This window comes from Segetibacter sp. 3557_3 (assembly GCF_004354985.1).
GTDB lineage: Bacteria > Bacteroidota > Bacteroidia > Chitinophagales > Chitinophagaceae > Segetibacter.
Map to the genome: position 1 here is coordinate 22014 of NZ_SMSK01000023.1, position 21204 is coordinate 43217.

General features: G+C 45.2%; 17 protein-coding genes and 1 tRNA gene. 13 read left to right on the plus strand and 5 right to left on the minus strand.

The features are described from left to right. The first annotated feature begins 24 nt into the window (after positions 1-24). From EXU57_RS22655 to EXU57_RS22670, 4 genes are all read left to right on the plus strand, one after another. The gene (locus EXU57_RS22655; protein ID WP_133270550.1) at positions 25-1320 is read left to right on the plus strand and encodes a TolC family protein; all 1296 of its coding nucleotides are present in this window, start codon (positions 25-27) and stop codon (positions 1318-1320) included. A 977-nt stretch (positions 1321-2297) separates the two neighbouring features. Beyond that, entirely contained in the window at positions 2298-3452 is a 1155-nt protein-coding gene (locus EXU57_RS22660) for a methionine aminotransferase (protein WP_133270551.1), read from the plus strand. Positions 3453-4072: 620 nt separating this feature from the next. Continuing rightward, entirely contained in the window at positions 4073-4438 is a 366-nt protein-coding gene (locus tag EXU57_RS22665; RefSeq protein ID WP_133270552.1) for a PadR family transcriptional regulator, read from the plus strand. Positions 4439-4448: 10 nt separating this feature from the next. Further along, complete coding sequence (locus tag EXU57_RS22670) at positions 4449-6635, plus strand: PspC domain-containing protein (RefSeq protein WP_133270553.1); 2187 nt, start codon at positions 4449-4451, stop codon at positions 6633-6635. Between the two features lie 107 nt (positions 6636-6742). On the opposite strand, the gene feoB is transcribed toward EXU57_RS22670, so the two are convergent. After that, positions 6743-8857 (minus strand): ferrous iron transport protein B, encoded by a 2115-nt coding sequence (feoB, locus tag EXU57_RS22675; RefSeq protein ID WP_133270554.1) that lies wholly within the window; start codon positions 8855-8857, stop codon positions 6743-6745. Positions 8858-9136: 279 nt separating this feature from the next. On the opposite strand from feoB, the gene EXU57_RS22680 reads away from it, so the two are divergent. From EXU57_RS22680 to EXU57_RS22695, 4 genes are read left to right on the plus strand one after another with little or no spacing between them, the layout of a single operon-like run. Further along, complete coding sequence (locus EXU57_RS22680; RefSeq protein WP_133270555.1) at positions 9137-10792, plus strand: M20/M25/M40 family metallo-hydrolase; 1656 nt, start codon at positions 9137-9139, stop codon at positions 10790-10792. 11 nt (positions 10793-10803) lie between these two features. Further along, complete coding sequence (locus tag EXU57_RS22685; protein ID WP_133270556.1) at positions 10804-11025, plus strand: hypothetical protein; 222 nt, start codon at positions 10804-10806, stop codon at positions 11023-11025. An 18-nt stretch (positions 11026-11043) separates the two neighbouring features. Further along, on the plus strand, positions 11044-11478 hold the full coding sequence (locus EXU57_RS22690) for an IPExxxVDY family protein (protein WP_133270557.1): 435 nt from the start codon (positions 11044-11046) through the stop codon (positions 11476-11478). A 52-nt stretch (positions 11479-11530) separates the two neighbouring features. Further along, entirely contained in the window at positions 11531-11788 is a 258-nt protein-coding gene (locus tag EXU57_RS22695; protein WP_317130044.1) for a 4a-hydroxytetrahydrobiopterin dehydratase, read from the plus strand. 14 nt (positions 11789-11802) lie between these two features. On the opposite strand, the gene EXU57_RS22700 is transcribed toward EXU57_RS22695, so the two are convergent. From EXU57_RS22700 to rho, 4 genes are all read right to left on the minus strand, one after another. Then, positions 11803-12405, minus strand: coding sequence for a hypothetical protein (locus tag EXU57_RS22700; RefSeq protein ID WP_133270559.1), 603 nt, complete (start codon positions 12403-12405; stop codon positions 11803-11805). A 34-nt stretch (positions 12406-12439) separates the two neighbouring features. After that, on the minus strand, positions 12440-13501 hold the full coding sequence (gene selD / locus EXU57_RS22705) for a selenide, water dikinase SelD (RefSeq protein WP_133270560.1): 1062 nt from the start codon (positions 13499-13501) through the stop codon (positions 12440-12442). Then, positions 13494-14621 carry a tRNA 2-selenouridine(34) synthase MnmH gene (gene mnmH, locus EXU57_RS22710; RefSeq protein ID WP_133270561.1) on the minus strand — a complete coding sequence of 376 codons (1128 nt, stop codon included), beginning with the start codon at positions 14619-14621 and terminating at the stop codon, positions 13494-13496. The genes selD and mnmH overlap by 8 nt, the downstream gene beginning before the upstream one ends. A 436-nt stretch (positions 14622-15057) precedes the next feature. Further along, the gene (gene rho / locus EXU57_RS22715) at positions 15058-16746 is read right to left on the minus strand and encodes a transcription termination factor Rho (RefSeq protein ID WP_133270562.1); all 1689 of its coding nucleotides are present in this window, start codon (positions 16744-16746) and stop codon (positions 15058-15060) included. 673 nt (positions 16747-17419) lie between these two features. Here rho and asnS point away from each other — a divergent pair. The 5 genes from asnS to EXU57_RS22740 all read left to right on the plus strand — a co-directional run bounded on the left by asnS (position 17420) and on the right by EXU57_RS22740 (position 21171). Further along, positions 17420-18856, plus strand: a complete 1437-nt coding sequence (asnS, locus tag EXU57_RS22720) for an asparagine--tRNA ligase (RefSeq protein WP_133270563.1) — start codon at positions 17420-17422, stop codon at positions 18854-18856. 151 nt (positions 18857-19007) lie between these two features. Beyond that, positions 19008-19080 (plus strand) — tRNA-Phe (locus tag EXU57_RS22725). Positions 19081-19316: 236 nt separating this feature from the next. Beyond that, complete coding sequence (locus EXU57_RS22730) at positions 19317-19727, plus strand: rhodanese-like domain-containing protein (protein ID WP_243745697.1); 411 nt, start codon at positions 19317-19319, stop codon at positions 19725-19727. Positions 19728-20344: 617 nt separating this feature from the next. Beyond that, positions 20345-20905, plus strand: a complete 561-nt coding sequence (locus EXU57_RS22735; RefSeq protein ID WP_133270564.1) for an HD domain-containing protein — start codon at positions 20345-20347, stop codon at positions 20903-20905. A gap of 35 nt (positions 20906-20940) precedes the next feature. After that, positions 20941-21171 carry a hypothetical protein gene (locus EXU57_RS22740; protein ID WP_133270565.1) on the plus strand — a complete coding sequence of 77 codons (231 nt, stop codon included), beginning with the start codon at positions 20941-20943 and terminating at the stop codon, positions 21169-21171. The last annotated feature ends 33 nt before the right edge of the window (positions 21172-21204 follow it).

The window sequence follows — 21204 nt, forward strand, 5'->3', positions numbered from 1 at the left end:
GACTCCCGGAATAAAATAAATTAGATGAAGCGATTTGTATTAGCGGCCCTCTTGTTGTCTGGATTCTCAAGGGCCGAAGCGCAGGTACTGACACTTGAACAAGCCATCAATATTGCACTGGAGCGTAGCCTCGATATCAGGATTGCAAGGAACACATTGGAAGGAACAATCATCAGCAACCACATCAGTGTTGCCGGTGGACTGCCCGAAGTCACCGGCTCACTAAACAATAACCAATCGCTTACCAATCTCCGGCAGGAACTGAGCAATGGTACCGTTACCAAACGGCGTGGAAACCAAAACAATTCACTAAATGGAAGCATCTCGGGAACCTATGTCCTCTTCAACGGCTTCCGGGTAATAGCCGCCCGGGGCAGACTCGAAGCGCTCGAAAAGCAAAGCGAGCACCTGGTTAATGTAGAGGTACAAACGGTAATGGCCAATGTGATGGCCAAGTACTACGAAATCGTTCGCCAGCAAGGCTATTTACAAACGCTCCGGCAGTCTATAGATGTTACCCTTCAGCGGTTAAACCTCGTGCAGGCAAGGCAAAGTGTTGGCCTTGCAAATAATGCAGATACTTACCAGGCACAACTTGATCTTAACGCGACCCGGCAGGACTTTAGCTCGCAGGAACTGGTATTAAACCAATCAAAAAGCGACCTGTTAACCCTGCTTACCTTAAGGCCGGACAGTGCTATTGAGATCAGGGATACAATTATCATCGACACGGCAATGAACCTTGCAAACGTCACGGCCAAACTTCCCCTGAACCCGGAATTGTTGTCGGCGGATGAGCAGGTGCGGGTATTTGAATTTTTGGCTCGCGAAGTAAATGCACTACGGTACCCATCGGTTGCACTGAACGGGGGATACAATGTTTCACAGAGCAGGAGTACTGCGGGCTTCACCCTGCTGAACCAAAATACGGGACCATTTCTCGGGCTAAATCTCCAGGTACCCATATTCAACGGGGGCTTTAATAAGCGACAGCTTCGTGTAGCAGAGATCGACACTAAAAATGCCCGGATAACGCGCGAGTCGTTGTACAACAATCTCCAGGGAATGGTTGTACGGGCATGGCAGGCATATCAAAATAACCTTAGCCGGCTTCAACAGGAGAAAGCCAATAATAAAACCGCTGCGGATCTTTTAAGCCTCGTGCAAAAAAGATTTGAGTTGGGTGTTGGTACTGTTGTGGATGTACGCGAAGCACAGCGGACTTTTGTGGAGGCTGGGTTTAGACTTGTAGAGCTTTCGTATAATGCCAAGCTCGCTGAAATTGAATTGAAGCGCTATGCAGGTGAGCTGGTGTTTTAACTAACAACCACGACGGGCTTAGCGCTTTACTGCTACCAAGCTTTCTACGTGTGTGTGCGTTGAGCAAACTTACCAGGTCAAACTTAAGGGTACTATTGCATCGTCGTTTTTCTATTGCCTTGTAACCCTAAGTTGCCGAGTAGAACTATTACGGTACAAGAGTGCGACGTCCGCCCGGCTGAAGTCATTCGGACGGGCAACGATGCAGCACAAAGTACCTAATGCCTGGTACAAAAAACTACTTATTCATCCGACTGTAGTCGTAAATGATTGCCCCTGGTTTTCGCTGGTCAACCTTTCGCCGCCATAACTGAGTGCCAGTACCTGTCTCTGCCGTCACGGCCATCTCTAATCAATTTACTTCACTAACCTTCTTGCTACTGCCAAACTTGTTCTCAGCTTTTGGCTAATCAACTTTCTTCCGTACTGCTTAAAACCCCGAACCGGTTACAAATGATCATAGCTCCAATCGGGTTAACGAATACCCCGATAGAATAACCCGGCAATTAATGAAATAGGGGCTCGTTTCTACTCTGTACAGATTTTATACTGAAGTTTAGAATCTACTATCCTGGTTTAGCCACTCCTATCCAACTATCCGAAAAACCTTTTTTTTGCATACGCTGTACGTTTGTACAGCGTGTGTAGAAAAACAATTCTACTGAATTTCAAAGCATTAAACTTTGAACCGTTTGGTTTTCTCAACGAGTTACCTGCTGATCACATCATTGTCAATTTTAGGGTTCCGGTCAAAAGATGCACCCTTGCTGTTTTAGATTTTTGTTTCCATACTAACTGTTATTGCTTATTTACCCCATCAAACTTCAGCATGGATTAGCGTGAATAACCTTAACGGGCAGAACCGTATACACGCTTTACCCCCGGCCTTCACGTTTCTTCCGCAACGATTTAGTATTATACGTAATGCACTAATGTATACCTGATGTGTTACCCCTACATTTGGCTAAACTTTAGTCGTGAATTACAACCTCACCAGCAAACTCCCCGATGTAGGCACAACGATATTTACTGTTATGAGTCAACTTGCTTTGCAAAATGATGCAGTTAATCTTGGGCAAGGCTTTCCTGACTTCATGATGAGCGAGGAACTGGTGGAACTTGTTGACGAGGCGATGAAGCGTGGCGATAACCAATATGTGCACATGAATGGCCTGCCGTTGCTGCGCGAACGGATTGCAGAAAAGGTAGCCCGGCTTTATGCAACAACCATAAACCCGGATACGGACATAACCATTACACCTGGAGGAACGTATGCCATTTACACTGCGCTTACCACGATTCTGCAGCCGGGCGACGAAGTCATCATTTTTGAGCCTGCCTATGATAGTTATATCCCTAATGTAGTGATTAACGGGGCCACCCCGGTGCTGGTACCGCTGAGTTTTCCAGACTACTCCATTCCCTGGCAGGAGGTGCGCAAACGAATAAATAGCCGCACAAGGATGATCATGTTAAATACCCCGCACAACCCAACGGGTAGTGTATTGAGTGCAACTGACATCGAGGAGCTGAGATCTATTGTAACAGGTACGAATATTCTCATCCTGAGTGATGAGGTTTATGAACACCTGATCTTCGATGGGCTTGATCACCAAAGTATTCTTCGGTTCCCCGATTTACTTGAAAGAAGTTTTGTATGCTTTTCATTTGGTAAAACATACCACTGCACAGGCTGGAAATTAGGATACTGTATATCAGCCCCCGACTTAATGAAAGACTTCAGGAAAGTGCACCAGTTTAATTGTTTTAGCTGTCATACCCCGTCGCAGGTTGGGATTGCTAATTACCTTTCGAACGAAACTGCCTACCTGGCACTTGGCGCGATTATGCAAAAAAAGCGTGATTATTTTGGAGAATTGATGAAGGCAACTCCGTTCAAGCCGCTTCCCAGTTATGGTAGCTATTTTCAGTGTTACAGCTATGCTGGTCTTACGAATGAAAACGACCGGGAACTGGCGATCAGGATTACAAAGGAGTATAAGGTAGCGAGCATTCCCGTATCCGTGTTTTACCAAAACGGAAACGACAATAATGTGCTCAGGTTTTGCTTTGCAAAGAAAGAACAAACCCTCTCGGATGCCGTTGAACGGCTTTCCCGCATACGCTTTTAGGATCCCGGCGCACTTTCCTATGCTTTACAAAAGTTACTCGCATCTGATGGATGAAGAGGAGTCCCCCGGATGGTCCCAAGGGATATGGATCTTAAAGTTCGACCTGGTCGATAAAGGTTTAGAATACAAAAGGGGGTAGAAGCTTCAAATATACCCTGCTGACTGGCGCAAATAAATTAAAGTCCCCTTAACCCGGCTTAAGCTTTTTTAAGCCGGGTTTTATATGCTGCGTTTATTTTATTACACAGCACACGCTCCCGCTCATCCGCACTCTTCTACCGCTTATCCGAAAACCGGCTGTTCCACTTTTATCTCCATTTTGGTCGAAACCCCCACTAGCAAAGAGTTTCATAGCTTGCCTATTATTGAACACCGCCAGCTACTAAAAAAAATATGGTACTTTGTATTGCATAGTATTGAAAAGTTGTGCATCTTTGTTATGTCATTATGAAACACTCATTAAGCCAAACAATAGTTCAGATGAAAAATCCAGCAGGTGTACAGTTCACCAACGGGCCATTTGGTTTGCTGGTTGTTCAACACCAAACGATTACTCAAAAATTTATTCACGGTTCACCTCTTTGCCAGATCAATGAGTAGCCATTTAAAAATCCCCTAAGATGAATATTGATAATACACAAAGTCAAATGCGGAAAGGGGTACTAGAGTTTTGCATCTTATCCGTAATTCGCCAGGGGGAAGCTTACCCCAGTGACATTGTGGAAAAAATGAAAGCTGCCAACCTTAATATACTGGAAGGCACTCTTTACCCACTGCTGACCCGTCTTAAAAACGCCGACCTGTTAACCTACCGCTGGGTAGAAAGCAACAGCGGCCCGCCACGCAAGTACTTTAGCATGACTGACAAAGGACTTGCCTTTTATCAGGAGCTTGAAGCAACATGGAACGAGCTTGCCAATGCCGTAAATGCTCTCACGGCGCGATCGGGAGCCGAAGACGAACTCACACCAACTTTAACCAACTAAAGCGCTGAAAATGAAAAAAGTAATCAATATAAACTTCCAGGGCAGGATCATCCCCATAGAGGAGTCTGCCTACGACATGCTTAAACAATACGTGGAAAGCCTGCGTATATTTTTCGCAACGGAAGAAGGAAAAGATGAGATCATAAACGATATCGAAAGCCGGATAGCTGAACTTTTCAGCGAGATCCTCAAAAAGGGAAGTACCTGCATTACTGAAGCTGATGTAACAACCATCATCAATAGCATGGGTCGTCCGGAGGATTTTGATGACGATGAAACAAAGGTTCAGGCTCAACTCGGCGGAAATGCGCAGCAGGGGTCGTATGCTTCAGATAACCGGACTGCTGAACCACGTGGAAGGTTATACCGCAATCTTAATGATCGTTTACTGGGCGGTGTTTGTTCAGGCGCAGCAACCTACCTGCGGGTTGATCCTACCATCGTTAGGATACTGTTCGCTATTATCACCCTGGGTGGTTTCGGACTTGGCTTTGTACTGTATATTGTTTTGTGGATCGTGCTTCCGGCAAAAGGCCTCGAAGCAAATCTGAAAAAACGGCTATATCGTAATCCCGACGACCGGGTTATCGGGGGTGTTGCCGGCGGCCTGGCCTCTTACTTTAATATACAAGTCTGGGTTCCAAGAATAATATTCGCATTGCCCCTGATTTTTGGCGTAATTACTTCTGTTTTTCAGAATGCTTTTTTCGACTATAACCCGTTTCCTGCAGTAATCTTCGGATCATTTGGTAGTAGCCTGCTGGTAATCTATATCATTCTTTGGATTGTAATTCCCGAAGCAAACAGTGCCACTGAAAAGTTGGAAATGCGCGGCGAAAAGGTGGACCTGAACAGCATTGCAAACACGGTAAAGGTGGAAATGGAAGGTTTTCGTGGGCGTGCTGAGCGTGTTGGTACCGAATTCAAACAAAAGGCAACCGCCTGGGGCGAAGAGTTTAAAACAACCGCACAGGAACGCAGCGAAGCTTTTGCATCAGAAGTCGCACCTGTTGCCCGTCGCACAGGTAACCGTCTTGGAAACGCCATTGGTATCCTGTTCAAAGCATTCTTTTTGTTCGTTGCAGGGATCGTGGTATTTGCCTTGTTGATGGCCCTGCTTGGCCTTATGATTGGTGGCGTTAGCGTGTTCCCGCTGAAAGACTTTTTCCTGCAGGGATTTTGGCAAAACTTCCTTGCCTGGGCAACACTGCTTTTGTTTCTTGGAGCACCTGTAATAGCATTCTTCACCTGGATCATCCGTCGCATAATCGGGGTAAAATCCAAGAACAAATACCTGGGTTATATGTTTGCCGGTCTTTGGGTAATCGGCCTGTTTTGCGGGATCATTTTAGCCGCATCCATCGCCCACGATTTTAGTACAGTTGCCCGGGAACGGCAGGAGTACACCCTCATCCAGCCTACATCCGGTAAATTGTTGGTAAGTGTTCCCGATGGTGCATCAAAAGTATATGGCAGGTGGTTTAAAATGGATGGTCTTCTTAGTATGACGGATGACAGCATTTACCTGAATAATGTACGGGTAAGAATTGTAAAAAGCCCCGACAGCGGATACCACGCTTATGCAATTAAAAGCAGCAATGCTGGCGACGACAGAACAGCACTCAACAATGCCCGTAGCATCTCTTACCGGGTAGATCAGCGCGATAGCGTTCTTTCTCTCGCGAGGGGTTTTGCCCTGACCCGTGGCACCCGCTTCCGTAACCAGAGCGTAATCATGACCATCCAGGTTCCGGTAGGTAAAAGAATTAAAATTGATCGCAGCGTTAGCCGCAAGCTGAATTATTTCCACTTCAACGATCGTCATAACGATTGGGACGATGAATGGACCGACTTCGAAAGGTGGGATGACAATGTTGAATACATTATGACCACCAATGGCCTTGAGCGGGTTGACAAGAAAGACAAAGAAGATCAACCGGCAGATGAGATGAACGAGATAGAGGAACTGAATCGCAACAAGGAAGAGATCAGGAAAAGCATCGAAGAAAAACAGCGCGAGCTCGACCGGATGAAAAAAGAACTTAACGGTACTGACTCTACGTACCGGTATAAGCCCGAAGAAACAAAACCTGTTGCTATTGACAAGGTAGAAGCGAGAATTATTCCCGCAAGCACTCCGCCTTCTCATAACGACATCATCAATCCCATGACATCATTTCTGAGCTTTATAGATTAAACTTGGTTGAAGTTGGGACGAGGGCTGCGCCGCACGTATTGGGGGGAGCCCGCCCATCTCAGAATCCTTTCGTGAAAGCGGAGGGATTTTTTATTGACCTAAAATTTCTAACGCATGAGATTGTACACCAGCAGGCTCATGAGGTAAGCAAGCCCGGTCATATAGACCAGTTGAACAATTGGCCATTTCCAGGTGCGGGTCTCGCGTTTGGTTACTGCCAGGGTACTCATACACTGCATCGCCAACACATAAAAAACCATTAAGCTTATCCCGGTAGCGAGGGTGTAAACTTTCCGCCCATCTTCTCTTACAGCCGATTGCATCTTTTGGCGAAGAGAGGCACTTTCATCGTCATCTTCCACGCTGTACAATGTGGCCATCGTGCCTACAAACACTTCGCGTGCAGCAAACGAGGTAATCAACGCGATACCTATTTTCCAGTCGAAACCCAGTGGTCGGATCGCAGGCTCAATAGACCGGCCGAGGATACCCGCATATGAATTCTTTAATTTCTCCGACCGGTATTCTTTTTCGAGCACCTCGTGGTTTACACCGGGCTGTTGCCGCATAGTTTCATATTTCGCCACAACCGAATCCATACGGTTACCCGGACCAAAACTGCTTAAAAACCAAAGCAGCAGGCTAATCAGCATAATAATTTTACCGGCGTCAACCACAAAGATTTTAGCCTTTTCCACCATGGTCACGCCAACATTCTTCCAACGGGGAGCGCGATACAGGGGGAGTTCAAGAATAAAGAAGCTCTTTTCTTTAAGTTTAATCATCCATTTGAATACATAACTGGCAATAAGTGCCATTGCCGTACCCAGCAGGTAAAGACCCATCATCACCAACCCCTGCAGGCTAAGGAAGCCCAGGAAAAACTTATTCGGTATCACGAGGCTGATAAGAATGGTGTATACCGGAAGGCGGGCACTGCAACTCATTAATGGTGTTACAAGAATGGTGAGCAGTCGCTCTTTTCGGTTTTCAATATTGCGGGCGCTCATGATAGCAGGCACAGCACAGGCAAGCCCGCTGATCATTGGCATCACGCTTTTACCGTTCAGTCCAACCTTCCGCATGAGCTTATCACTCAGAAAGCTTATCCTGGCCATATAGCCGGTATCCTCCAGGATGGTGATCAACCCGAAAAGGATCATGATTTGCGGAACAAACAACAGGATCCCGCTCAGGCCGGCCAAAAATCCATTAACCAGTAAGTCGCTCCACCACACGGCAGGCAGTACCCGGTTAGCCAGTGTTGCTGTTTGTGCGAAAAACCACTCAATCGCATCCATCGGGTATTGAGCAAGCCAGAAGATACTTTGAAACAGCAGGAAAAGTACACCAAGTAAGATCAGGTAACCCCATTTCCGATCAAGCAAAACGTCGTCGAGTTTTTCTGTTGCCAGCTTTTTTTGCAATGGGTCAGCTTCCACCACACTTTGCTGCATGATCTGGCGGATACGACCATACCGTTGCATAATCTCTTCTGCCTGTAGCTTCGTTGGGTTAAAATGATTATCCAGCTCTATACCCTCAATTTGCTCCTGCACACCAGCTTTCAACGGAAAATGCTCATGATTGATGAGGTAGTGGATCGCACCATAATCGCTCAGGCCCGGAAGAAGTAATTGTACCCGCTGCACCGGCTTTTCCGCAAGCGACCTGATGCCAATAAAATCTTTTACGGGTGGCCGGTATTGCTTAACTGTTTGAACCAGTGCTTTCTTAAGCTGGGGAAGTCCTTTGTTTTTGCGGGGATTAACCGGGATAACGGCAACACCAAGTTCCCTTTCCAGTTCCTCGACATCGATTTCAATTCCACGTTTTTTTGCAAGGTCCATCATGGTCAGTGCAACCACAACGGGTATCTGAAGGTCGATGATTTGGGAGCAAAATAGCAGGTTCCGTTTTAGGTTACTGGCGTCAGCAACAAGGATGACCATGTCTGGTTTAACCTCGTCATCAACGTTCATCAGAACTTTGTAAGAAACCCACTCATCGGCACGGCGGGGGTAAAGGCTGTAGGTGCCGGGTAGGTCGATCAGGTTGCAGGTCTGACCTGAATCTAGCGAGAGCTTACCCGTTTTTTTGTCAACGGTAACGCCCGGAAAATTGCCTACTTTCTGGTTCAACCCGGTTAATGCATTGAACATCGAAGACTTTCCGCTATTCGGATTCCCCACCAATGCAATATTTAAAACAGTTTCCCCCATGTAAGCGGCGGCAAAAGTAGACCGACACAACCAACAAACGTTACGAGATCCGGAGATTTAAGATTGTGTTACCAACATGGAACCTTTGATAAAGCCCGGTTGCCGGCCCGGCTGCACCATTCGGACGGGCGACGCTCAACTGTTGGTACATTGGCCAGCCGGGAGAGCAACACAAAATCATAATCTATATTAAGTTGACAACAATCCCTGTTCGCCCGATTTGACTTACCGCTTAACGGCATTACATTTGCTTTCATATGCCATTCAATAAAACAACCCATGAAGAAGTGGCTGCTCTTACTCGTTTTTGCTCCCGTAATGGCTGGTGCGCAAAGCAGAAAACAAAAACGTGTTATTGAGGAACAGCGAAAAGCTGACGAAAAAATCCTCACCAACCTCAAGTCCCATATCGTTTACCTATCCGATGATAAACTGGAAGGTCGTCAGGCGGGCTCGAAAGGGGAGGAACTGGCAATGCAATACATTAGCGAACAGTTTAAAACCATTGGTCTTCAGCCACGGGGAACAGAAGGCTATATCCAGGCTTTCCCGGTAGATGAGGGAAAACAAATCGAAAGCAGTACTTACTTCCGGGTGAACGAAAAACCGCTACAGGTAAACACCGAATTTATCCCTCTTGCTTTCAGCCCAGGCAAATCTGTTAAAGGCAGTGCAGCAATTACTTTCCGCGAGTCTGGTGAACCATGGTTTACCGATGTAAAAGATATGTTGGAAAATAACAAGACTAACCCTCATTTCGATATCGGGGACGCATTGGTAAAAGAAGCTGCCAAAGTAGCTGCCAGAGGTGCAACAGCTTTGGTTGTTTTTAACAGCAGCACCCTGGTTGACAATATCAGTTTCAACAAACGTGATACTACCCAGCTTGCAAAAATTCCGGTGGTGTATATTACAAGGGAAGGGATGAACCGGCATTTCTCAGACCGGTCTGCAACCCTCGACATAGCCTTAAACGTCAAGCTACAACGGAAGCAGGCAACAGCACACAATGTTATTGGTTACCTTAATAACAACGCGGCAAACACCGTTGTTATCGGGGCCCACTACGATCATTTGGGTTGGGGTGAAAACGGCAATGCGCTTGATACGGGTAAAGTTATTCGTAACGGAGCCGACGATAACGCCAGCGGAACAGCAGCAGTATTAGAGATTGCCCGCTTGCTTGCAGGATCAAAAAGTAAAAACAACAATTACCTGTTTATCACATTTTCCGGCGAAGAACTGGGTTTACTCGGAAGCAAATACTGGTTGGATAATGCTGGCACCGATAGCACCAACATCAACTATATGATCAACATGGATATGGTTGGCCGCTACACTCCCGAACAAAAATTAACCATTGGTGGTTACGGCACATCACCTGTTTGGGGCAACGTGTTTACCAGCATTACCGACAAAAACCTCTCGGTTCGTTTTGATAGTACTGGAAGCGGTCCCAGTGACCATGCGGCATTTTACCGGAAAAATATTCCGGTATTGTTTTTCTTTACCGGCATACACAGCGATTACCATAAAGCCTCGGATGATTGGGATAAAATAAACCTGAGTGCGGAAGTTAATATTGTAAAATACATTCAGCGCGTTATTGAGGCCACAGATGCCCGCGGCAAACTTGCGTTTAACAAAACTTCGGAACAGCAAATGAACATGACCGCTTTTTCGGTTACCCTTGGTATTATGCCCGACTATAGCTTTACAGGTAACGGGTTAAGGGTGGATGGGGTTAGTCCGAACAAGGTTGCAGAAAAAGCCGGCCTGCAGGCTGGTGACATCATTCTGCAACTGGGAGATTATAAGATCAATGAAATCAACAGTTATATGAAGGCGCTATCTTCCTTCAAGAAAGGCGATAATACGAGGCTTCGCTATTCACGTTCGAATTCAGAAAAAACGGTGGATGTTCAATTCCAATAAACTAATGTTATATGAAAACACTGATTATAGAAATAAAGGATAAAGCGAAAAACGAATTTATTCTTGAACTGCTGGGTTCGTTTAAGTACCTCAATGTAATAGACAAGAAAGATTTGAAAAATGCTGACCGGAAGCTGGTCAAGAAATATAAAAAGGCATTTAACGAAACAGAAAACGTTCCCGGTTTAAAAAAGCTGAAAATCCCTACAGAAGCTATACGAACTGAACTTTAATTCGGCACCAGGGAAAACATGAAACTGCAACTCGACATTGACTCCATGACGGATGACTTCTTCAGCGACACCCGTTTGCTGGGGATAATGGCACCAATAAAAGATTACTCTTTTTGCTGGCAATTGAACAGCCTGCTCGGTTACAATTTTCGACTTAATACCGACGTGGAAATACAAATCCGTAAGAAGACCCGATCATACTACTTTTCCGTATACCAGTATATCGAACCGCACAGCAACCTCACCCACTTTCTTTATGTAAACCAAAACGATGGTGAATACCTGCTGCCCGATTTTAAACACATGGATTTCTTATGGTTGATGAAATACGACCTTGTTGATGATACGAAGGTTCTTGGTATAACATCGTCGATCAAGTCGATAAACAGGGTTCAATTGGTAGCAGAGCTTACCAATGAAAAGATCAGGAGCAGGGAGCGACTGATATTTTAAACTGATATTAAGGCCGTTGCTTGTCGACTTTTAGTTGTAGTATTATCCGGTAATCAAAACAACGAATATGTGGCAGGAAACAGATAAGCAATTGCACCGCAAATTCCAGTTCGACGATTTCAGCGCAGCCTTCGCATTTATGACCAGGGTAGCATTAGCCGCCGAAAAAATGGACCATCATCCATTATGGACGAATGTTTATAATAAGGTAGAAATCTGGTTAAGCACACACGATGCCGGTAATACGGTAACAGAAAAAGACCACGAACTCGCGAAGCAAATTGATTCAATCTTCTCAGCTAAGGCATAAGCGACGGTTGCAGATTATGGTTGTTTTATTTCGAGTAATTCGAGGTAATAACCATTGCGAAGCTGAATGATTATGGGTAGCTCCCGTGAGTCGTAAACTGAAATAAGTTCTTCGCCGGTGCTGATGTACTTTCCAGCCAATTTAACAACGGGCTTAATCCTGAGTGTTTTTAGATCAGTAACTTGTCCGTTCAGCTTTACCTGTACCTTACTGCTTTCAACCGTTCTCACTAAAGTTTCCACCCCCTGTTTTAACTGCAACTTAAATGGTTTACGATTCCGTTTGCCGGCGCTACGGTAAGTATTTGTAGACAGGATCAAACTGCTGGTATTATCATTCATCGAAAGATCTCCAGGTACGAAAGCTGCATTTAAAAAGTTAGCGGAGCGGCTGCCCTGTTCGGTGTGTTGAATACTGCCGGTTGCATTTGCCGAGTCGATGATACGCCATTGATAGGCAAACGGACTTACCGATTTTACAACTACCTCAACGTCGAAATGACGATCACTTACATCCATCCGGTACAGTAGGGTTGTGCCGGCCTTTATAACCGCAGGTTGCTGTGCATTGGAGATTGCAGCGCTGTAAATGAGAAGGAGGAGTAAAAAACATTTCATATGAATTGGTTTTTCAGGAACATGGATGGATAACTTAATGATGCTGTTTTACGGTGACTACATCAGGTGATTGCTGGGTAATGGTACCAATTGGTGTAGTGAACCCATCAAGCCCGTTTGATTTGAACAAGGCCACCACTTCTTCAACGGCTCCGGGTTGAACGGCAACCAGTAAACCACCATTGGTTTGTGGATCGGGCAATATATTGCGTGCTTCCGCTTCATTAATGCCGTTCTCAAAACGGACCTTGTGACCATAACTCTCCCAGTTGCGTTTTGTAGCGCCAGGCATGATGCCTTGTGCAAGATAGCTTTGCACACCGTTGGCAATAACTACCTTGTCAAGGTATAAAGTTGCCGACAGATTGCTGCCTTCCGCCATTTCAATAGCATGCCCCAGTAAGCCAAAACCGGTAACATCTGTCATTGCTGAAACCCCGTTTATCTTTCCAAGGGCAGCCCCAATCTTATTTAGCGTGGTGAGTTGCGCAATCATTTTATCTGCATCTTCCGTTGATAGGGCACCGCGTTTTTGTGCAGTAGATAATATGCCGACCCCTAAGGCTTTGGTGAGAAACAATTGATCGCCTTCACGTGCAGTATTGTTTTGCTTAAGGTGTTCGATGTTAACCAAACCACTTACAGCGAGTCCGAAGATGGGTTCGGGATTGTCGATACTATGACCGCCGGCAAGCGGGATGCCCGCTTCGCGGCATATACTGCGACTACCTTCAATTATTTTTTGAGCAACCTCAGGTGCAATCTTTCCAATGGGCCAGCCAAGGATCGCAATAGCCAGTATTGGCTGTCCGCCCATCGCATACACATCACTGATGGCATTGGCTGAGGCGATCCTGCCAAAATCAAATGCATCATCGACAATGGGCATAAAAAAATCGGTTGTGCTGATTAATGCGGTGCCATTTTCAAGATCATAAACCGCAGCGTCGTCTTTGCTGTGATTGCCTACGAGCAGCCGGCCATTATCAGGTGCAGCAATGTTGGTTTTCAAGATTTCTTCCAAAACATTTGGTGCAATCTTGCAACCGCATCCACCACCGTGTGAGTATTGTGTCAGTCGTACCTTTTCAATCATGTTTAAAGTTTAAGATTTTTTGCGCATTGGTGGCGGGATCTACTTCAGTGCAAAAAATGGTTTGAATATTGGTGCCGGGTGTGGACCTGTTGGTAAGGGCCTTTGCATAAAGTTTATCGTAATAACTGAGTAGGATTCGCGCGGAACCTTCGATGTCATCTTCAAGCAAATAGTTCACCGCTTCTTTTGTTTCCAGGCCACCCAGCCGTTTTTTAATCCGGATTATGGAGTTGATCAGTTCTTCTTTACTGCACTTGCCATAGCCTTCAACAATGTGTTTCAGGCGTTGTTCAAACGGGATGTCTAAAAAGAAAACCGGGGCAGAGCGCATCGTTTGCCAAAGCTCGCCGGGAATATTTACGTTACCAATTCGCTGACTTTCGTCTTCGAGCCAGATGGGCATGTCATCTGTATCTTCAGGATTTTGCTTGCTACGCTGGAGTGATTTTGTTGCCCATGCCAGGTTTGTCGCCAATGTATTTTCAAACATTTCCTGCGAGGGTTGTTTGGCCATTCCCATACTGCCAAATGCAGAACCCTTGTGATGGGCAAGTCCTTCAAGATTTATGGTTATCGCGCCTGCCCCTTTCATTTTTAATAGCGTGGGTGTTTTACCACTACCGGTATAACCTCCCAATATGCGAAAATGATATGGCTTGCTAAATTGTTGCAATACCCAGTTTCGATATGCTTTGTATCCTCCTGCAATGGTGTATACTTTAAAACCATAAAGGTCGAGCAGCCATGCCACCCCGCCGCTACGCATACCGCCACGCCAGCAATGCACAACAATGGTTTTTTTATTGTTGTCGTGCTGACCAGGTAAAGGCTTTTTCGTATTCTGGTAATTTTCGGGGTCAGCAGTGATCTGCTCTGCGGCTTCTACCATTTTCCGCATTTTACCTCCGAGAATGTCGAGGCCTAATTTGATCGCCTCCTCGCGGCTTTGTTGTTTGTAAGTAGTACCCACAATTTTTCTCTCCTCATTGTTGAAGAGGGGCAGCGATACTGCATTAGGAATATGTGCCTGGAGGTACTCACCTTCCGACCTTACGTCGACAACCGGATAGCTGGTGAAATCCTGCATAAATCGCGCAACGTCTAATGGAACAACAGCCATAATAATAATTTTCAGATCGGCATTGCTTACATGCGTGATGCCTTATTCTGCTGACATGGCAAGTTAACTTTCATAAATAAAAGCAAGCGATAAAAGATCAAAATAAAGGTGTCAACACATAAGCAGGCTGCATCTTGATAGCCGGGGTAGGGGACCTTCAGGTAACGACATTTGGCACCGGATCACCGGCATAAACGTGGATTGGATCGGAGGCTTTTGGTACCGTTGTTAAGCAACCGCTTGGTAATCCGTTGCCGTACAAGCGAGCGTGGCAACGATGATGCTATAAAAAACAACTGCTGGTGACCAAAGAAAAAAACAATTGAAAAGCACTGCACACATAAATTGCAACACACCTGTTCTATTTAAAAGATCCTTTTATACGGGCACAAAAAAACCACCTTGCGGTGGTCTTTTGTAATAAGCGGGATTGTTATTAGCCATTCATACTTGCCAAAAATTCAATGTTGTCCCTGGTTCCGCGCATACGCTTAAGCAGTTCGTTCATTGCTTCTTCGGTGTTCATATCATTGATGTATAAGCGAAGAATATTCATGCGTTGTAGTGTTTCCCTGTCGAGTAACAAGTCATCTCTCCTTGTTGAAGATGATACCAGGTCGATCGCAGGAAATATACGCCTGTTGGCAAGGCGACGATCGAGTTGAAGTTCCATGTTACCGGTACCTTTAAACTCTTCGAAAATTACCTCATCCATTTTGCTACCGGTTTCGATAAGCGCGGTTGCCAGGATGGTTAATGATCCGCCGTTTTCAATTTTTCTTGCTGCGCCAAAAAACTGTTTCGGCTTCTGCATTGCATTGGCTTCAACACCACCACTAAGTACTTTACCACTTGCAGGAGCAACGGTATTATGTGCCCTTGCCAAACGTGTAATGCTATCGAGCAGTATTACCACATCATGTCCGCACTCAACCAGGCGCTTTGCTTTTTGAAGTGCAATCGTGGATACTTTAACGTGTTTTTCCGCAGGCTCATCGAAAGTTGATGCAATGACCTCTGCCTTTACACTACGTTCCATGTCGGTAACTTCCTCAGGGCGCTCATCAACCAGTACGACCATCAGGTAGCACTCGGGATGGTTAGCAGCAATTGCATTTGCAACTTCTTTTAACAGCATTGTTTTACCCACCTTAGGTTGCGCAACAATAAGTCCGCGCTGACCTTTACCGATAGGAGTAAACAGGTCGATGATACGGGTGCTAAAATTGGTAGGACTGGTAAACAGGTTTAGTTTCTCATGTGGAAACAGCGGAGTAAGGTAATCAAACGGAACACGGTCGCGTACTTCTTCCGGACCTTTACCATTGATGGTTTCTACCTTAAGCAGTGCAAAATATTTTTCGCCTTCTTTTGGCGGGCGAACAGATCCGTAAACAGTATCACCGGTTTTAAGACCAAATAATTTGATCTGGGAAGGCGACACATATACATCATCGGGTGAAGAAAGATAATTGTAATCGGAAGAGCGAAGAAAGCCATAACCGTCCGGCATCATTTCAAGCACACCTTCACCCTGGATTACGCCATCAAACTCGATATTAAAGGAGGCATCGCGACGTTGTTGTTGCGGATAGCGGGGCTGTTGTGGTGGTACGACGGGTGCACCATCAAGGGCTTCCGGTATTTCAGCAGTATTTGCTTCAGGTGTAGGGGTTTGCGTATTCGCATCTTCGCGTGGAGCAGGTGCAGGCTGTTGCGTATTTACATTTTCTTCAGCAGGTGCTTCTTCTTTTGCCTTTGGCTTACGTCCACGTTTTTGAACCGTATTGCGTGATTCTTCTGCAACTCTTGCGGGCTCAGGAGCACGCACGATATCATTTGTTCTGTTATTGTTGTTTTTTTCTTTGTGTGCAACACCATTCTGGCCTGATACCACTTCTGCTTCTTCAGTAACGTTGCTGGTGTTGGTTTTGATAATTCTTTTCCTTCTGCCTTTTTCCGGAACAGCTTCTTTTCTATCGGTGGGAGTTTCAGCCTGGCGGTCTACTATTTTATAGATAAGATCTTGTTTTTCAAGTTTTTTAGCATGGGGAATGCTGAGTTGATCTGCTATATCCAAGAGTTCTGGAACAAGCATATCGTTCAATTGCGAAATGTCGTACATAAATATTTTTGATAGTTAAACTCAAAACGTTCAATAGAAAGGAAAATGTTGAATAAAATTGATGGGATAAATCCTGAAAACTGATGAGCTAAAGAGTAGTGCGATTTATCAGAGTCGAATTCTTATGCAACGTTACGGTACAAAATTGTAAAACAAAAAGATTTACGGAATTTTTACGTAATTACAACTAAAAATTATATATACTTCTGCCTGGCAAAAACGCGGCTCTACTGGCCCATGTAAGATAACGCTGAAAATAAATACATATTTCATGCCACCGGATTTTAAGTAAGCTTTAATCCTGTGATGCGTTGCAAATCAAAACGTTACGTAAGTCTTTCTACACTGTGGACGACCGCTTAAATCCACCCGGGGCTATGGAGTACCCAATGTTTAACAGATTGCCAGGGCAAATGTTCGGCCTTGTTTTCTGCTGTTTTCAGGGCTAATGTAGTAAACTGATCAGCCATGTTGCACCATTTCGGGCACCAAACAGGAGGTGTTCAACGGTAATTCAGCGCCTTCTTTTTGAAACTTTATTTGTTGATAAATTGCGCGGGTTCCGGATCAATACTCGTTGAAATACCTTGGCCGATGCAATCCTATTTCGGTTGTGTTACACATCGAAACTTCACTCCTCACCTTATCTTTGCCAACCTCAAAAGCAACGATCATGTTTAACAACCGGGTGAAAATTAAAGAACTGTTGCAGTCTGAATCGACTGGCAGGCAGGTAGTGGTAATGGGTTGGGTGCGTACTTTTCGCAATAACCAGTTTATTGCACTCAACGATGGGAGTACCAACAATAACCTGCAGGTAGTTGTAGAACTTGGATTGCTTGATGAAGCAACACTAAAAAGAATCACCACAGGTGCATCGTTAAAGGTAACCGGCGAAGTTGTTGCCTCGTTGGGCAAAGGGCAGAAATATGAAGTTAAGGCCCAAACCATTGAGATCCTTGGTGACAGCGACGCCGAGAAATACCCGCTTCAGCCAAAAAAACATAGCCTTGAGTTCCTTCGTGAAAAGGCTCACCTGCGTTTCCGGACAAATACATTTGGATCTGTTTTCAGGATACGGCATTCTCTTGCTTTTGCCATACATAAATTCTTCAATGACCGCGGATTTTTATACCTGCACACACCGGTAATTACGGCCTCAGATGCGGAAGGTGCAGGAGAAATGTTCAGGGTTACCACCCTGCCTTTTGATAACCCGCCCCGCAACGATGACGGATCCGTAAACTTTAAAGAAGACTTTTTTGGCAAGAGCACAAACCTTACTGTAAGCGGGCAGTTGGAAGGTGAACTTGGTGCAATGGCCTTTGCAGAGATCTATACATTCGGCCCAACGTTCCGTGCAGAAAACTCAAACACTACCCGCCACCTTGCCGAGTTTTGGATGATTGAACCCGAGATGGCCTTCAGCGACCTTGAAGACAATATGAACCTTGCAGAGGCCCTATTGAAATACCTGATTGGATACGTGATGGTAAATAATCGCGAAGACCTGGAGTTCCTGGCGCAGCGATTACAGGAAGAGGAAAAGCAGAAGCCACAGGCGGAAAGAAGTGAACTTGGCCTGATTGAAAAGCTTGAATTTGTGCTGAACAATGCTTTCGAACGGATCACCTATACAGAAGCGATAGATATATTGCTGGAAAGTCCTGCTTACAAAAAGAAGAAGTTTACTTACGATATACAATGGGGTACTGACCTGCAAAGCGAACATGAACGTTACCTTGTTGAAAAGCACTTTAAAAAGCCTGTGATTGTAACGGCCTATCCAAAAGAGATAAAGGCGTTTTACATGCGGCAAAATGATGACGGAAAAACAGTTGCTGCAATGGATATTCTTGCACCCGGTATTGGAGAAATCGTAGGTGGAAGCCAGCGTGAGGAACGCTTGGAAAAACTTGAAGAGAAAATGGCACAAATGCATATTCCTGCAGAAGAATTAAGCTGGTATCTCGACACCCGCAGGTTTGGCACCGTACCGCATGCAGGATTTGGATTGGGCTTCGAACGCCTGGTTTTGTTTTTAACTGGTATGACAAACATTCGCGACGTCATTCCTTTCGCAAGAACACCACGCAATTGCGAGTTTTAGGCATAACGATCATCCATGCCCGGTTCGTTGGAATCATTTTCAACCAGGAGATGAGCGCTGAATTGTTCCTGAAAAAGTTTGAAGACCTGCAAAAAATGTTTTTCATTTTTGCTTTTCGCTCCTATATTTGCAGTCCCGAAAGGGAAAAGGCGGTGCGGTAGCTCAGTTGGTAGAGCAAAGGACTGAAAATCCTTGTGTCGCCGGTTCGATCCCGGCTCACACCACTTCCTAAAGCCTTGTAAGCAAATGTTTACAAGGCTTTTTTTTGGTCCAACATTTTGATGATCAAAGTAAGCAGGTTGAATCGATATACCGGGTTACTTACCACGCAAACAGTTGATTGACTTCCCTAAACACACCAACCAGCACGATAAAACAAGCAATAATCATGAAGATGTTAGTATGCCATCAGCAAGTACATTCAACGGTGCTAAAGCAAAGATTGCTGAAACTACTTTGCATGTTGTTTTTGTTCATGCTGGCAGGGCTTCCCGGGTGGAGCCAGGCTGCGGAAAACTGGACCAGTAAACAATTGATCGAGCCCGCGGCCCTGGCAAAAATGATTACCGATAAACGGGATGTTCCGGTCATTATCAGTGTTGGTCCCGGTGCGCCAATTCCCGGGTCGGTTAATGTTGGTATGGTAAACAATGCTGAAGGTATTGGCAAACTGAAAAAGGAACTTGCAGGTGTTTCGAAGCAAGCGGGAATTGTTATTTATTGTGGATGTTGCCCGTTTGAACATTGCCCAAACGTTCGACCTGCGATAGATATGCTTAAGCAAATGCAATTCACCGGATACCAGCTGTTGAACATTCCCAACAACATCAAAAAAGATTGGATCGACAAGGGTTATCCAACTACAAACTAGTTGTTGGTATGCGCCAATAAATCCGGTCCCAACATACCCGGTTAAACAACACTTACGCGCTAACATTGATAAGCCGGATCACTTTTTACGTATTGATCAGCCGGGGCGGCATAAGGAAGCGATGCAGGATTGGCTGCACTATCGTTGATGTAAAACAACCACTTTCATTCCCGCTTCAACCTTACTAACGTATACATCGTTCTACAGAATACCCAACTTAATCGTTTGTGTTAGTATACATCTACTCCCCCAATTAGAGGAACGGGGTTACTGTTACTTTACCTGGTACCACAAGTAGGGTGTTAACGTATTGCAATACAACATCGAATTGGAGCCTGAAAAAGCAAAAGATTTCAACCTCGGTATCGAACGGGTTTGGCACTAATTTTTCGCGGGCTATAGAGATCTCATTCACCTTGCTACCCTTGTAAAGACAACCATTATCTGAACAACCCCGGCCTGGTATGCTTTAACGCGGTATGCAAAAACACAGATTATACAATCGTTTGTGCCTATCAGCAATTGCGAAAAGCAGCCACCACGGTAGCGGAATAACCAATTACCGGATTTGCCGCCGGAAGCTTTAACAAGCAGGGTAAACATTTCATTGTAACAGCATGGAAGAAGTTTTGGAAAAAATAAAAAGGTTTGCTCATCAGTCACACGGTGAACAAGTGCGCAGGTATAGTCAGGATCCCTACATTGTTCATCCAATACGTGTTATGCAAACGTGCAGGCAATTCACAAATGATATCACCGTTCTTGCTGCGGCATTATTACACGATGTGCTTGAAGATACAAGCGTAACCAGGGAACAGTTGCATGCTTTTCTCGAAGAAGTAATGACAGAGGAGCAGGCAGCCCACACTGTTAGCCTGGTGGAGGAACTCACGGATGTTTACATCAAACCAAGGTACCCACATTGGAACCGGCGAAAAAGAAAAATGAAAGAAGCGGCCCGGCTTGAAAAAGCCAGCGACGAAGCACAAACAATCAAATATGCCGATATCATAGACAACGCACCTGAGATAGCTGAAAAAGATCCTGATTTTGCACAACGTTTTTTACCCGAGTATCTATCGCTGCTAAAGCGGATTACGTCCGGCGAACCCAGGCTTTATAAGCAGGCACTCGAAACCGTTTACAGTTGCTTACCGGAATCGAAAGACCGGCATTAATTTTTTATAAGCTAATAAACACTAAATCGTTTTCTATGGAAAAAGATAATGAAAAGAATAGCCAGACCGGTAATGATCAGTCATCATTTGCCGGAACAAACCCCAACAGGTATGGTGATCCTTTACCTGCTGATGACCAGGATAATCCCATCCAGGACAATGAAGCACAAAATGTAACCGACGGTGCTGAACGGCTTTCCGGTAAAGAGGCTGAGGATGCCCGGAAGAAAGCAATGGAAGGGATCAACCGGGGTAAAGCGGACTAACCAGCAATCATTGCTAAATAACGAAAGCGCCAG